This is a genomic window from Legionella massiliensis, assembly GCF_000756815.1.
Classification (GTDB): Bacteria; Pseudomonadota; Gammaproteobacteria; order Legionellales; family Legionellaceae; genus Tatlockia; species Tatlockia massiliensis.
In genome coordinates this window covers 395,956-410,121 of record NZ_CCVW01000001.1, presented here as the reverse complement: position 1 = coordinate 410,121, position 14,166 = coordinate 395,956, and the positions used below count along the sequence as shown (strand labels likewise).

Here is a 14,166-nt window from a genome sequence, read left to right as displayed (position 1 = left end):
AGCTATCTCAATACTTATGGGCAATGTGCAGGGCTACAATGCCGCCGCTTAAATTATGATAATGACAGTCTTCAAATCCTGCCTTTTCAATCATTTGCTTTAAACCCTCTTGTGTTGGATGCATGCGAATTGATTCTGCTAAATATTGATAACTGGCAGCATCATTGGCAAATAACTGCCCAAGCTTGGGTAAGATGTTAAAAGAATACCAATCATATACCGGTTTTAAACCGGGTAGTGTGGGTGTGGAAAACTCCAGCACCATCACCTTCCCTCCAGGTTTACAAACGCGATACATAGAGCGCAAGGCCTCTTCCTTATCAGTGACATTGCGTAGGCCGAATCCAATGGTAATACAGTGGAAACTATTACTAGCAAAGGGCAGGGTTTGTGCATTAGCCTGAACGAAATCAATATTGTTATACAAGCCCTGATCTAGGAGACGATCACGGCCTACGGCAAGCATGGCAGAATTAATGTCAGCCAGAATAACCATGCCTTTGGGGCCAACTTTTTTACTCAGCAGGCGAGTCAAATCGCCACTGCCGCCGGCAAGGTCAAGGACACTGTGTCCAGGGCGGACCTGGCTTAGTCCAACAGTAAAGCGTTTCCATAGATGATGGATACCTAAGGACATTAGGTCATTCATCAGATCATAATTCTTTGCTACTGATGCGAACACTTCGCCAACTTTCTTTTCCTTTTCATCCCAGGCGACAGATTCAAAGCCAAAGTGGGTTTCTTTATCTTGATGGGTCATTGAGTATTTCTTGAGCTGATGCAAATTGCCTATCTTACCCGATTTAATACCGATCCCCAATTAAATTACATCAGGACTTTGTAAACCAGCTTTTACTATAAAGGCGCCTTACCTCTGTTGGCACCCAGGTTGACCTTAAAACGCTCATTGTGACTATTAAATATCTACTTGTGTCCATAATAATCCCATAATTCGCTCCCCTTTATAATTTGAGTATGTTTTGATCATTATGGAGAGAATTATGCCTTTCAATATGACCTTAAATACCATTCAGAAGACTAAAAAATGGACTTTTGTTAAAACAGAACAAGCTTCTCAGCTCCAGGCTTTATTAGATGTTGGAGATAGGCATGGATATGGCCATAGATTAATCGAATTATCTAAACCTGAAGCTGGCTCACATATGTTCACACGAACCAAAGGTATGATCTATGAATTGATTGATCAGGATGAAACCATAGATGTTCCAGTAAAATTTCAGGTTAAAAACTCAGTCATTACTTGGGCCTTTATTGCTCCTATGGATGTAACTCATCAATCATTTCGTGACTTGGTTTTTAATACGGCTGCGAAAGCACATGCCTGTGTTAAAAATTCATGTGAAACCTATTATCGTGGTACCAACCATTATCATTTAAGAGTAATGCATAGTTTTGCCGGTGAGTCAGAATTTAACCATAATCATTATCGAACTGCGAATAATGGTCCAATTACACCAGTCGAAGTTTATGAACATCTTATGGCTTTTTATGCACAAACAGAGGGAAGGCAATTTATTCCTACTGAAAGAGAGCGAAATGAGATCATTTTAAAATACGCAATGTATTGGGCTGATTATGATGCTGATATTAGCTATGTTGTCTTATCATTAATGAGTGTGGGAGGTGGTGTTGAAGCAGTCGATTATCAACTGGAAAGTATAGCTAAATTAGGCACACTCACGCCTGAACAAGCGGATAAGAAACTGGATGAGTTTTTTGCATCCGAGCATGGAAAGAACATATTAAAACTTGCAGAGGCCTATGGTCTGGAGTCCCAAAATTTAGATGAGGCACAGGAATATATCAAATGTAGGTATCGAGAAATATTTCTTAAAGCCGCACCTGAGATTGCAAGAGAAGCATATTTGGATCCTTCTCTTGAGCCGCATGGTGTTTCTTTATCAACATCTAGTAGTCCTAAGTCAAGCCCAAGAGAAGAATATGAAACAGGGCAAGATCAGCAATTAGACGAAATTGATGAACTCGAGTTCCATGCTTTTGCCGATGAGTTAACAAAGCATTGTCAGAGTATTGATAAAAAACTTTTGCAAGATTTAAGTCTAGACGATTTTCGTAAAGGACTTACTCTTTATCACACACTTCGCACTGCTCAAAAAAACTTGGAGCTTGAGCCACTGGATGGGCAACGCTTTCATTCTGATTTTAATATGGAGCTAGCAATCAGAGAAATGATTAGCCAGCTACCTGCCTTGCAAACGGGTTCAACAGAAGATTCACTTGGTGCTCCATTACTCAATAAATTAGTTGAATGGGTAAAAAATTCCCCTGTTGAATTGGATGCCTGGGTAGACTGGGTTAAAGTGAATGGTTCAAGGGGATTGGGCTCGGAAATCGCTTTAGTAAGGCAGGCAAATGGTGATGTTGATCTTAGGCAAGCAATTCCTCAAGGAGATAGAAAACCCGGTGAGAAAATAGCGGAAATTGACTTTGACAACGTTGATTTGAAAAAGATATTTATGCCTAATGATGAGGAGGAAATATTTGTAGCACCCATGGTTGAGCAAGCAGTCGTGGATCTTGCTGAAGAAAAAGTAACTAGACTACGCCAGGAGCTGGGTGATGAACTAAATCGCTTAGTTAGGAACCAACAAAGTGGTGAGCATAGACTAGATCGAAGCATATTTCAGGATAAGGTAGCAGTTATCACACAAGCATTATCCGTATTAGAGGGGAGCTCTGATATAAATAACTTGGAAGAAGCGGTTAATTCCAATCAACATTGGGACTATGTTTCTATGCCTGGTTTGAGAAGTAGATTGCAAGAACAAGTGGAGTGTCTATTGGAAATGTTCAAACCTGCTGTTGAGTATCGCTCTTCATCTTCTCCTTCATCCTAAAAGTCATGCTCACGGATAAAATGAATTTAGCTTACTTGCTAAATTCATTTTTTGTTTTATGAAAAATTCAGTGATTATTTTTTGGGGTGGTTGATAACAGCACTCTCAGGCTTTTCCATATTTTCATCTACAGATGAAGTTGTCATAGGAAAAAATTGAATACTTGTTACTCCCGAGATAAATTTGGTTCTCTGACTTGCCTGTTCTATCTTGTATAAAGTGCGCAAAAGTATATCGGTGACTTCAATCTCATCATTATTTAAGGTGGCAATTTTTTGAAATAGAGAGGGGGTTAGGGGTAGTCTATTGACCGATAGCCAAGTTAAAGCCTGAATATTTTTTAGAGTGAGTAGCCCCTGTTTGCATAATTCATCAATCAAAGGACTATCGAATTGATCTTCCAGATAAAGTAAATTTTTTGTAATTTCCAGAGTCTTCGGTTTTTCTTGTTGAAGCAAGGGGTCAGACCAGTAATGAGCAGTTCGCCTATCCAGCATTTTTGCAAAATCAATGCTTGCTAGAGAATTACTACGTTTGAGTGCTAAATCTACATCAACCAATAAAACCTCTCCAGTATCATTACGCGTGAGGAAATTTCCTTTGATGGCGGCATCAATGACAATGCGTCGTTGCTTACAGAATATGTCTATTAATTTTAAGGCAATTTCATTATCGGTTGCTGGTCTTGTATTTGTGATATAAGGAGCAACCCAGCCTTTTTTGTAATAGCCCGCTTTAGGAAGGGATTGGGAATTTATCTCATTCCAAACTCTTACTGCTCTCTCTGAGCTATTCATGGCATTTGTTACAGAATCCCCAGAAGGGATAGGGTATTTTAGAACCCATGGGCCTGGGTATGACTCCCCTAGTACTAAGGGCATAGGTTCAGAAAAATCAGACCTCCAAACTTTGTTATAACTTCCACTGCCAAGGACAGTCCAGATATAGCTTGAGCTACTAGAGGATTGAGTACTAGGTTGTAAAGGTTCCGTCTGCGTGGGTTGAGTATCTAAATCGTGGGGGAACTTTAAATCTTCTCTAGTTTCTAAAACTTTATCTTCTTGTTGGCTGTGTTCGCTCTGTTGCTCTGAACTGGGCATCTTCAAATATCCATGCAGAATGTTTAAACATTGTATCAATCAATCAATAACAAGACAATTTAAGATGTTGAATGCCAGGTATTAGGAAATCATATTCAGTTATAATCAAATCTATATTTTTATTAATGAAGAGTAGAAAGTGATATGCAAGAGCTATCTAATTATGTAGGGATTATTGGGGTAACCCTAGTTTTAGGCGCCTATTTTTTTTCGCAAACGGGGCGAGTTACCTTTGAATCACTTGGTTATTTACTCAGCAATCTTTTTGGTTCTTTATTGATAACCTTTTCCCTGATTTATCATTGGAACCTATCTTCTTTTTTAATAGAACTTGCCTGGTGTTCGATTAGTATCATGGGACTAATAAAATTGTTTCGCAAATCGGCTGAGGCTTCACCACAGCGACCTGATTAGCTGTAATAGCTCACGTGGGATGTAAAAATCTTGGAGGAAGTTCAATTTTTAGCCCAGGTCGAGAGAAAAATGTACGGAGTGATCTATTACGATTAGCTTATTGAAATTGGGTCTGCTAAGCAGACCCAATAAAAAACTGATTTGAATTACGACTAACGATTAGGAAGCTGTGTCGTCATCGTCATTAGAATCATCAGTAGTTGGTGCACTTGAACCTGTTGAACCGGTTGAACCAGTTGATCCGTTTGTACTACCAGCTTGGGAGTTATCTGTACTTCCTTGATCACTAGTGCCAGCTTGTTGCTGAGTTGGCTGGCTGCTGTCTGTCGCAGGTTGATTAGCATCAGCATGTGCTAACATAGATACAGAGGCACCAAACAACATTGCCAATAACGCTACTACTTTCTTCATCTGAACTCTCCTTCGATTAGTCATAATGCAAAATTCCTCTCGTAATTCAAATTGTGCCTTGCTAGAAATGCCCTACACTTTTTATCCTTTTGTGAACTGCAAAAAATTGAAAATCACAATTTGGATTACGAGAGTTACATAACAATATAGCTTGAAATTTATAAAAAAAACAATGCAAAAAAAAATTTCAGTCATTTATTGTCATAAATGACCAAATTTTACTAAATCCTAACATTTTCAGTCTGTTAAAGTTGTCTAATCAATCAAACGCATGAGCGAAAAGAGATAATTTTTTTCATCTGGAGGGCTACTATTACGTTGGGCCTGCCATAGGCATTCGGCTAAAGACTCCATCATAAGATGCTCTACAGTTAGCTGGTCAGAATATTTTTCCAAGAGCTTTTTATAGGCTTGCAAAATTCCCTCAGGTCTATCCGTGCTGATCTGATCTCGTATGGTCAAATGGAGTCCCATATGTAAAAAGGGATTAGTTTGCCCCAGTTCTGGAAAATAACTTTGCTCAGTCATGCCCGCAGGCGCTTCAAGCATGGAGTGGTATTCAGGATGGTCAATAATGACCGCAACCAGTTGCTGCTCAATAGGTTCTAGCGGTTGCTTTTTCCGGTATTTTTGCCAACTAGTGAAAAAGAGCTGCCTGGTATCTTGAATGCTATTGCCGTAGAACATAAAGACCTATCTTATTAGAAACAAATATCCTGCAGTCTAACGCAGGCCTTGCTTAATAATAAAGCGCTAGATAGAGATATATACCCAAGTAACTTCAAGATGCATGTTTTCTGCTATCACTTTTTCGCCCTGGGAATTCTTTAAAAATTCGCAATAGAGCTGGCTATTACTCATTTTTAAAGAATTCCCAGGACAAAAAATCGAGTCGCATAAAATCATGCATCTTGAAGTTACTTGGGTATAGTCTTTACGAAAGATATAAATCGAATAAATGTTGACAATCCTGCGCAAGATATGCGATATTCCGTCCCGCGAGGTTGGACTTGCTATGTGTCATTCCACTGGGTCAATTGGCGACACACTGATTGACCCTTTCTATTTTTCCCAATACGTTCAATAATCATCAAATCTTGCTATTTTTTCTACATTGCGATAGAACTATGAAATAATAATATTCAAGGGATGGGTATTAGTATGTCTGGTTTATTCAATCATAATTTTCAAATAGCTCGTATACCAATACCTAAACATGACTCAGACGATAAAAAACATTGTCTTTTTAGTTCTGCAGATGAAAGCCATATAGCGATTATTAATGCTAGGATTGCGAGATTTCAGGAAGCGCTTGGGGCGATTCAAGCCGTTGATAAGGGAATTATTTCTGGATTGACTCTGGCTTCCATCGGATGGACTACGAATTATATACCCCTTCTTCCTTTTACTATGACTGTTGCGATGTTGGGTTGTGGCATTGCTGGCTATAGTATTGGCCGCCGTTCATTTTGTTTTCAAAAATATAAAGAAGCACTGGATGATTTAAAGGAAGCCTACCAATGGGCTATGGGTCAAAGAACGGATGATTATTGGTATGCAATACGGCATAAAAATATTCAGCAGATGATTCTTACATTGGGTCCTTGGGTTAGCAAAGAAACTATCGCGACTTGGCAAGAGGCCGATTTGCAACCAGGCTATATCCCGGAAACTGTGAGGAATTCAACAAGACTTATGCGCCACGCAGAAGAGCTCAACCCTGAGTTTAAAGGAAAACTGACTGATTTTGCATCAGGAAAGCAAACGTCTAACCCTCTTTATCGCTTTTATGGCGAAACTGGAATTGGCGATTTTGCTGAGCATTTACAACGCTACTGGGAGAATGGTAGCGCCCTTGTTACAGGGATCGCTAGAGTTATCCAAAGTTTTTCCCCAAGACCAGGTCAATTGCAATGACTGCAAAAGGTCGCTATATCCATATTGGATCCACAAAAAACGACTCCTACCCGTTTTCCCCCAAGTTCATTCTTTAAAGGATTAAGGCAGGCTGCAACGCCAGCGGCACAAGCGGGTTCAATCATCATTTTGAGTTCTTCTGCGATTATTTTCATTGCAGAAATAAGTTCCTGATCACTAACTCTTACTAATTGATCAACATTTGTTTTACACAAATGGAAGCTATAAGGTTCTGCTCTAGGAGACCCCAGGCTATCTGCAATAGTTTGAACTTTATCAATAGCCATGGGCTTATTGGCTATAAAACTTCGATTCATGGTATCTGCGCCTTCTGGCTCAACGCCATAAACTTTACAGGATGGCTGGGCTTGTTTGAATGCAGTTGAAACTCCAGCACATAGACCGCCTCCGCCTATCGCAATAATTACAGCATCCAATCCCTTAACCTGTTCGGCAAACTCCAAACCTAAGGTAGCTGTTCCTAGGGCTGTATGATATCCCTCGAAAGGGTGAATTAAGACGCGAGATTCATGTCTTGCGATTTCATGGACCAAATTAAAGCCTTCATGAATAGTGTCACAATAGACTATTTCAGCACCATAGGATTGGCAACGTTGTATGCGAAATTTGTTGGCTGTTTTGGGAATAACAACTTTCGCAGAAATTCCCAATTGTTTTGCAGCATAGGCGACGGCAATCGCATGATTACCTCCACTTATCGCTGTAACTCCGTTTTCCAATTCATTCGCCTTTAGAGCCATCATATTTAATAAGGCGCCACGGAGCTTAAAACTACCCCCATATTGAAGTGTTTCAAGCTTTAGGAATAATTCAGTATTTTTTCCAAAAAGCTGATCTTTTTCTTGCCCCTTCCATTCCCAAACGGGTGTTAGCAAAATTTTATCACCTAGACGCTTTCTAGCTTCGCTAATCTCATTTAGGGTTGGAGTTTTGATCGCTTCGGTCATAAATATTGCTCCCTTAGGTTTGCTTAGCCGTCACAGAAGGCTAGCTGCTAATTTCATACTCAGGAAAACCATCAGTAATCCGCTGGAAAATTCAATTCGTCGCCAAACACTAACGCGTGCCAGTATGTCAGAGAAATAATGTGTAGTGAATGTCAGGGAAGTAAACCATAGAAAGCTCGCTGACAGTACTCCAAACAAAAAGGCTTGGGGATTCTCAGGAAACTGGCTGCTGCCGCTACCAATGATCACCAGGCTATCAATAATGGCATGTGGGTTAAGTAAGCTAAAGCCTAAGGCCAGCATGACAATTTGCAGGCGACTGGTATTTTCTTGTTCGCGGATAGTTGCCTGGGTTTGTTTGCTCAGCGATTTTTTTAAGGCGCAGCTGCCATAGTAGAGAAGAAAAGCAACACCCAAGACGGTAATCCAGATTTGTAAGGTTGGATGTAGGCTCAGAATTTGGTGAAGGCCAGCAACACTGGCACCAACCAAAATAATATCGCAAACAAAACAGACAAGCGCAGATAAGACGGCATGTTTTTTTAACGCACCTTGGCGAATCAGGAAAACATTCTGCGGTCCCAAGGCAGTAATGAGTGATAGACCTAACAGTAGGCCATTGAAATAAATTAGCATGATAAACCACTAAATATATGAGCAAGGGTGGCAATTATTAACCATTTTTGAATATAATTAAAATTAATAATTATTATGAACAATAAATTTCATTTATGAGAATTGAACAACGTGGTCTTGAAGCCTTGGATGCGGTAATACAAACCCAAAATTTTGCAGCGGCAGCCAAGCAACTGTTTATTACGCAACCGGCAGTTAGTTCACGCATTAAGCAATTGGAGGCACAGTTTGGCCAGCCTTTGCTCATAAGGACAATGCCTTATAAGGCAACACTGCTAGGAGAAAAGTTATTAAGTTTGTTGCGCCGAACGCGGTTACTCGAAGATCATTTATTGCAAGAAATTCATCAAGAGATTCCCGCGCGCCTATCAATTGCTCTGAATCGCGATAGCTTAGAAACTTGGTTTATTCATCTTCTCCATGAATTAAATCTGCTTGAAAAAATCAATATCGATATTATTACTGATGATCAGGAAGTTACGATTGATTATTTTCGCCAGGGCTCGGTTTCTACTTGTATTAGCAGCTATGAGAAAGCTTTGCCAGGCTGTGAATGTGTATTACTAGGACATATGGATTATTTGCTAGTGGCAACTCCCGATTTTATTCAACGCCATTTTCATAATAAAAAAACAATTCAAGAGAATTTGGCTAATGCACCGGTACTAATTTTTGATAATCGCGACCGTATGCCAGAGCAATATGTTAACCATTTCTTTCAAAAACCATTTATATTTAACAACTATCATAAGGTACCGTCAGTACAAGGCTATAAGCATTTTGTTTTACACAGTTATGGATATGGATTAATTCCGCGCCTTGATATTGAAAAAGAACTTGCTGAAGGATTGTTGCTAGAAATTTGCCCTGATAAGCATTGGTTAATGCCGCTTTACTGGCATTACTGGCAGCTACCTGCACGCCACTATCAAATTTTTATTGAAACAGTGATACAACAAGCAAAGCGGCTTTTAATTTAACGTCAGTTATGGAGATGAAGACAACATGCGATCAGGAATCAATATGGCCGAGGTTAAATGGCCGACTATTGAGCTGGCATTTAAAGAGGATATTCCTGTAATTATTCCCTTGGGTGCGGGCTGTAAAGAGCACGGATATCATCTGCCAATGAATACTGACTTAATTATTGCTGAATACCTGGCAAATTGGGTAATGGCTCATTACCAGGTGCTTATCGCCCCGACAATTCAATATAGCTATTTTCCTGCTTTTAGCGACTATCCTGGTTCAGCAACCCTGTCTTATGAAACGGCTGTTAATTTCTTTGTCGAACTATGCAACACCTGGTACAAACAAGGCGCCAAGCGCTTTTATGTTTTAAATACGGGGCTAAGTACCAATGCGGTTTTATCGCAGGCTACTAATGATTTACAACGCCGAGGAATAGATTTTAGCTATTTTGATTTTTCAATGCTTTATGAACTTGAGGAAATAAAGAGAGTCAGTGAACAGAAAAGAGGCTCTCATGCTGATGAAATTGAAACATCAATTATACTGGCTATACGCCCTGAGGTTGTTGATATGGCAAAGGCCTGTGCGGAAGAAAATCCTGATAAGCCAGGCCCTCTAAGTCGAGAAAACAGGGAGGATAGGACGGTTTCATTTTCTGGAGTTTGGGGCAACCCAACCTTGGCAACCCAAGAGAAGGGGGCGATAGCGCTTGAATTATTAAAACAGCTATTAAGTAAAGATCTTGAGAGGTTATGCAAGTTAAATGATTGACCCTTTATCGCTTTTCCCTCTAGGATATGAACAATTTCACTAAGATTGGTTGCGTATGGAACATTTAAATCTGTTATGGTTTGCTGATATTAATGCAGGTGCTTATTTGCATGGTTATCAACTATGGCTATCAATTTTTATCGCAAAATATCTCATCATTTTTATTTTTATGGCCTTAGCTGCAATGTGGCTATGGGGAACATCAGAGCATCGTAATACCCTCCTATGGGCCTTTTGCGCGGTCTTAATTGCCTCTGGATTAAGTTGGTTAATTGGCCATTTCTGGTATCATCCACGCCCCTTTGTCATGGGGATAGGGCATACCTATCTGAATCATGCGCCTGATAGCTCATTTCCTAGCGACCACACAACAGTATTATGTACTATCAGCTTTGTTTTCTTATGGCGGGAAGCGGTCAAAAGCATCGTGGGTTCTCTCTTGCTAATTTCAACGGCTTGTATCGCCTGGGCTCGAATTTATGTGGGGGTTCATTTTCCCTTCGATATAATTGGCGCAGTATTTGTCGCTCTAGTTGCAACCGCAAGCGCTATGTATTTATCGCCTTATATCCAGCGTTATCTAGTCCCAATTAATGAATTTATCTATAAGGCACTAGGCAAGGCCCCTAAGGTTATTGCTGGGCTACAAAAGCGCTAATTTGGCTAAGAGTAGCGCTTTTCGCTCCTGACAAAACCCTTAAGGGCATTGCCTTTAACCCGGTTTCTCAGCGAATAAAAATATAAGGATGCTGATTTTTATCAAGCCAGTGGAGTATCTCTAGAAGATGGCGCTCATCTGTCGCGATACAACCATGAGTTCCAGTTTTGGGGTTACGCCAGAGGTGAATAAAAATAGCACTACCGGCACCTGGAATAGTTGGGTTTTTATTGTAATTCACAACGATACCCATTTTATAAGGGGCAATCAGCATAGTTTCATAGCTTGTTGCCTTTGTTTCTCCAATCACCCACTGGTTATAGTCCTTGGCTTCAATGTCATCGACATATTTATCATCAGGTGTAAGGTAGCGGTAGTCCATTTTGAGTGCTAGGGGTTCGGAGCCGAAGGCTTCACCTAAGGGGTACAAGCCAGCAGGCGTTTTAAGGTCACCCTCTTGTTTCGCATCGGGAAGAATAACTCCATTTTTACCGATGACAACTTTAAAATCGGATTTAAAGACCGGTTTCCAAATCTGTTTTTTGCGCTGGCAAGCGGTCATTTCTGCTTGAACATCCCCAAGCGATCTAACGACAATAATTTGCGAAGTTGAGTCAGGTATGTTTTTGCTTTGGTTTAGTAAAAGATCACAATTAGTTGTACTTGCTGATTTAATTATCTGGGGGGCGGTGAACGCTGTGCAACTAAGCGTTAGCAGAATAGCTGCTAGTGAGAATTTAATTTTCATTTTTGAATCTATATAGAAATTTAATAAATTGGGGCTAATACTAAATCGACTCGCTGCTCTGAACAAGATCCACGTGAATTGATTCGTAGAATTGGGCAAAACAGTACCTTCAGAAGCTATTAATACTCATTATGAACATTAATTGCTTTGCATTTGTAGCCATTTGGAAATAAAATGGACAGTCTTTTAGTTTGGCGATTCAAGAATGCGATTATTGCGATTCCCCATTTATGCTTTTGACGTGATTGGCTGGTTAATGGCTTTGATTGTTCCTGCATTGCTAATGTGTTTTCTCAGAGAAACAACAATGAATTGGGCTTGTAGCAATTTTGTTGTCATTTTCTCTGCCGCCTTGGTTATGTGGATTTTTCGCCTACTCCCAGAATATGTCCCCGCGGTTTTTATGATCTTGGCCACAATGCTATTAGGTTTAGCCCAACAAACCGTTCTTTTGTCAGGCTTTGGCTCGGATAGCTTCTTTTTAGCCTTGGGTGTATTTGGTATAGGTGCGGTCCTGGTTAAGTCTCGTCTCTTTTACCGCCTGTCTTTGCTTATTTTGAATCATTTACCTAGAAATAAATTTTTGTTGCAAATTGTGTTGTTTGCTATTGGTGCGTTGATGACTCCAGTGATGACAGCTCAAAGCGCACGCGTGTCATTGATAGCTCCTTTGTTAGAAGATATGCGGAAAACCGCTGGTCTAAGTCCTAAAAGTATTGCCGCAAATAGTCTCGCTTGTTCAGCCTTTAATGGTTGTATCTTATTATCTGTGATGTTTTTGACTGGGAAATCTAGCAATTTTGTTCTTTTTGGTATGCTACCTGAACAAGCACAATGGCAGTTTGGTTGGATGAACTGGCTTATCGTTTCTTCCGTACCTGGCGCGATTTTGATTATTAGTTTTTTCATTTTATTGAATTTACAATTCCGCAACCAGGATGCTTTGCAGGTTAATCTTGTCGCTATAAAACATGAGCTACAACTGATGGGGCGCTTAACGGTTCATGAGTGGGCTGCCATATTCAGTATCTTCGCCCTCATTTTAGGGCTAGCCTTTTCTTCGGTTCACCAGATTCCCAGTGCTTGGATTAGCTTTGCAATTTTCTTTATTCTGCTAACCTCTGGTGTATTAGGCAAAGACGATTTTAAAAATCGTATTAACTGGCCTTTTTTGTTTTATCTTGGAGCCATTATCGGCATTATGCGTTGTGTTCAGGAAATTGGTATCGATGCCTGGATCAATAATTACTTATACTGGCTGGGTGATATTGCTCATGAGCAACAAGTCTTATTTATTATTTTGATCTATATAATTAGTTGGGTCGGCGGATTAGTGTTTGGGACTATGGCTGCTCCGGCTTTAATGTTTACTCTATTAATGCCAGTAGCTCAGCAAGCGTTTATTAGTACCTGGCTTGTCGCTTTTATCATTTTAATGGCGACAGAGGCCTGGATCTTTCCCTATCAGTCCAGTTATTACCTCTGTTTTGAAGAATGGGTAAAAGAATCGAAGTCTTACGATTTGAAAAAAACCTTATCGATAAATGCTTGGTTCTCCTTATTACGCCTTTTCGCTATTTTACTTAGCATCCCTTTTTGGCATCGGGTAGGGGTTTTATGAATCTGAAACCTTTAACATTCATTTGCTCCGGGTTGTTTTTGCTTATTGTATTTTCCTTCCTTGGTTATCAGCGACTACATAAGCCAAGAATCCTTATCTTACACAGCTACAATGTTAACATGCCATGGGTGCAAAGCTTGAACCAAGGCGTCAGAACGATCTTTGGTGATAAGGCTTATATCAGCTTGCGCTATTTTTATATGGATACTAAACGCGGCTACTCGCAAAGCTATATCGAACATGTTGCAAAAGCTTTGCACGCAACAATAAAGAACTGGAAACCGGATATTGTTGTCGCCTTTGATGATGATGCGCATAATTTGGCACTACTGGAATTTGCCAATTCTCAAGATAGCAAAGTGATTCTCGCTGGAATTACTGATTCAAGACGTTGGTTGGAGTATGAAAATACCCCTAATATTACCGGGATTACCGAGCAAATTCCTGTGAAAGCAATTCGCGAAATTTTATCCTTAATGTTTCGCAATCAAAAACGAATCTATTACCTCTCGGATAACTCTGCCGCTTCGCAAACTCTTGATAAATCAATTACCGATGAGGACTGGGGCTCCTTTGAGCTAGTTGCCCATAAGCGTGTCGAGACTTTTGAACAGTGGAAGGCTGCTGTGAACGAAGCGAATAAAACGGCGGATATTTTACTTGTCTCGGTATACCACTCGATTTCGGAGGGGGAGCAGGGGGCCGATCCTAAGCGCTTAGTAAGCTGGATGAACAAAAATAGCCGAATTCCGGTTGTTGGTGTTTATGAAGGATTCATCATTGATGGCGGAATGCTGGCAATCGCAATTTCCAGCCTAGAGCAAGGCTATACGGCAGCCTGGCTGGCCCTTAATATTATTGAGAAAAAACTGACAATCCAGGAAATTCCTTTATTGCATGGCAAAACATTCTCCCTGTTCATGCAGAAGGAAGAGCTTCTCAAGCAATTTCCTGATGTCCATATTCCTGTGATTCTCGATGCCTTTTCTAGGTCTCACGGTAGCTTAAATAGCCTACCTGATCTTGATCTGGCGAATATTGAGCGGTTACATTTAAAAACCTGATGTAATA

At 40.2% G+C, this 14,166-nt stretch carries 15 protein-coding genes; 8 read left to right on the top strand and 7 right to left on the bottom strand.

Annotated elements, in window-relative coordinates; all coding sequences use genetic code 11:
* Nucleotides 1-7: 7 nt before the first annotated feature.
* Nucleotides 8-760: a bifunctional demethylmenaquinone methyltransferase/2-methoxy-6-polyprenyl-1,4-benzoquinol methylase UbiE gene (ubiE, locus tag BN1094_RS01740; RefSeq protein ID WP_043872696.1), complete on the bottom strand. Its 753-nt coding sequence runs from the start codon at nucleotides 758-760 to the stop codon at nucleotides 8-10.
* A 241-nt stretch (nucleotides 761-1,001) separates the two neighbouring features.
* Here ubiE and BN1094_RS01735 point away from each other — a divergent pair, with 241 nt between their 5' ends.
* The gene (locus BN1094_RS01735; RefSeq protein ID WP_043872695.1) at nucleotides 1,002-2,879 is read left to right on the top strand and encodes a hypothetical protein; all 1,878 of its coding nucleotides are present in this window, start codon (nucleotides 1,002-1,004) and stop codon (nucleotides 2,877-2,879) included.
* Nucleotides 2,880-2,953: 74 nt separating this feature from the next.
* Here BN1094_RS01735 and BN1094_RS01730 read toward each other — a convergent pair whose 3' ends face one another.
* A complete protein-coding gene (locus tag BN1094_RS01730; RefSeq protein WP_043872694.1) occupies nucleotides 2,954-3,979 on the bottom strand; it encodes a hypothetical protein in 1,026 nt (341 codons plus the stop codon).
* A 144-nt stretch (nucleotides 3,980-4,123) separates the two neighbouring features.
* Between BN1094_RS01730 and BN1094_RS01725 the strand changes: the two genes are divergently transcribed.
* Complete coding sequence (locus BN1094_RS01725; RefSeq protein WP_043872693.1) at nucleotides 4,124-4,393, top strand: CBU_0592 family membrane protein; 270 nt, start codon at nucleotides 4,124-4,126, stop codon at nucleotides 4,391-4,393.
* Nucleotides 4,394-4,552: 159 nt separating this feature from the next.
* Here BN1094_RS01725 and BN1094_RS01720 read toward each other — a convergent pair whose 3' ends face one another.
* Together BN1094_RS01720 and BN1094_RS01715 are read right to left on the bottom strand one after the other, a co-directional pair.
* Nucleotides 4,553-4,804 carry a hypothetical protein gene (locus tag BN1094_RS01720; protein WP_043872692.1) on the bottom strand — a complete coding sequence of 84 codons (252 nt, stop codon included), beginning with the start codon at nucleotides 4,802-4,804 and terminating at the stop codon, nucleotides 4,553-4,555.
* Nucleotides 4,805-5,059: 255 nt separating this feature from the next.
* On the bottom strand, nucleotides 5,060-5,491 hold the full coding sequence (locus BN1094_RS01715; RefSeq protein ID WP_043872691.1) for a DUF1841 family protein: 432 nt from the start codon (nucleotides 5,489-5,491) through the stop codon (nucleotides 5,060-5,062).
* A gap of 474 nt (nucleotides 5,492-5,965) precedes the next feature.
* On the opposite strand from BN1094_RS01715, the gene BN1094_RS01710 reads away from it, so the two are divergent.
* On the top strand, nucleotides 5,966-6,721 hold the full coding sequence (locus tag BN1094_RS01710) for a hypothetical protein (RefSeq protein WP_043872690.1): 756 nt from the start codon (nucleotides 5,966-5,968) through the stop codon (nucleotides 6,719-6,721).
* On the opposite strand, the gene BN1094_RS01705 is transcribed toward BN1094_RS01710, so the two are convergent.
* Together BN1094_RS01705 and BN1094_RS01700 are read right to left on the bottom strand one after the other, a co-directional pair.
* Nucleotides 6,709-7,689 (bottom strand): threonine ammonia-lyase, encoded by a 981-nt coding sequence (locus BN1094_RS01705; RefSeq protein WP_043872689.1) that lies wholly within the window; start codon nucleotides 7,687-7,689, stop codon nucleotides 6,709-6,711. The two genes, BN1094_RS01710 and BN1094_RS01705, sit on opposite strands and share 13 nt — an antisense overlap.
* Before the next feature lie 30 nt (nucleotides 7,690-7,719).
* Nucleotides 7,720-8,325 (bottom strand): LysE/ArgO family amino acid transporter, encoded by a 606-nt coding sequence (locus BN1094_RS01700; RefSeq protein WP_043872688.1) that lies wholly within the window; start codon nucleotides 8,323-8,325, stop codon nucleotides 7,720-7,722.
* Between the two features lie 95 nt (nucleotides 8,326-8,420).
* On the opposite strand from BN1094_RS01700, the gene BN1094_RS01695 reads away from it, so the two are divergent.
* The 3 genes from BN1094_RS01695 to BN1094_RS01685 are packed head-to-tail and all read left to right on the top strand — an operon-like array spanning nucleotide 8,421 to nucleotide 10,726.
* Entirely contained in the window at nucleotides 8,421-9,305 is an 885-nt protein-coding gene (locus BN1094_RS01695) for an ArgP/LysG family DNA-binding transcriptional regulator (RefSeq protein WP_043872687.1), read from the top strand.
* 43 nt (nucleotides 9,306-9,348) lie between these two features.
* The gene (locus BN1094_RS01690; RefSeq protein ID WP_043872686.1) at nucleotides 9,349-10,068 is read left to right on the top strand and encodes a creatininase family protein; all 720 of its coding nucleotides are present in this window, start codon (nucleotides 9,349-9,351) and stop codon (nucleotides 10,066-10,068) included.
* Between the two features lie 55 nt (nucleotides 10,069-10,123).
* On the top strand, nucleotides 10,124-10,726 hold the full coding sequence (locus BN1094_RS01685; RefSeq protein ID WP_043872685.1) for a phosphatase PAP2 family protein: 603 nt from the start codon (nucleotides 10,124-10,126) through the stop codon (nucleotides 10,724-10,726).
* 67 nt (nucleotides 10,727-10,793) lie between these two features.
* Here BN1094_RS01685 and BN1094_RS01680 read toward each other — a convergent pair whose 3' ends face one another.
* Nucleotides 10,794-11,474, bottom strand: a complete 681-nt coding sequence (locus tag BN1094_RS01680; protein ID WP_052403074.1) for a L,D-transpeptidase family protein — start codon at nucleotides 11,472-11,474, stop codon at nucleotides 10,794-10,796.
* Nucleotides 11,475-11,679: 205 nt separating this feature from the next.
* On the opposite strand from BN1094_RS01680, the gene BN1094_RS01675 reads away from it, so the two are divergent.
* Together BN1094_RS01675 and BN1094_RS01670 are read left to right on the top strand one after the other, a co-directional pair.
* Nucleotides 11,680-13,095, top strand: coding sequence for an SLC13 family permease (locus BN1094_RS01675; RefSeq protein WP_043872684.1), 1,416 nt, complete (start codon nucleotides 11,680-11,682; stop codon nucleotides 13,093-13,095).
* The gene (locus BN1094_RS01670) at nucleotides 13,092-14,159 is read left to right on the top strand and encodes an ABC transporter substrate-binding protein (RefSeq protein ID WP_043872683.1); all 1,068 of its coding nucleotides are present in this window, start codon (nucleotides 13,092-13,094) and stop codon (nucleotides 14,157-14,159) included. Before BN1094_RS01675 ends, BN1094_RS01670 begins: the two co-directional genes overlap by 4 nt.
* The last annotated feature ends 7 nt before the right edge of the window (nucleotides 14,160-14,166 follow it).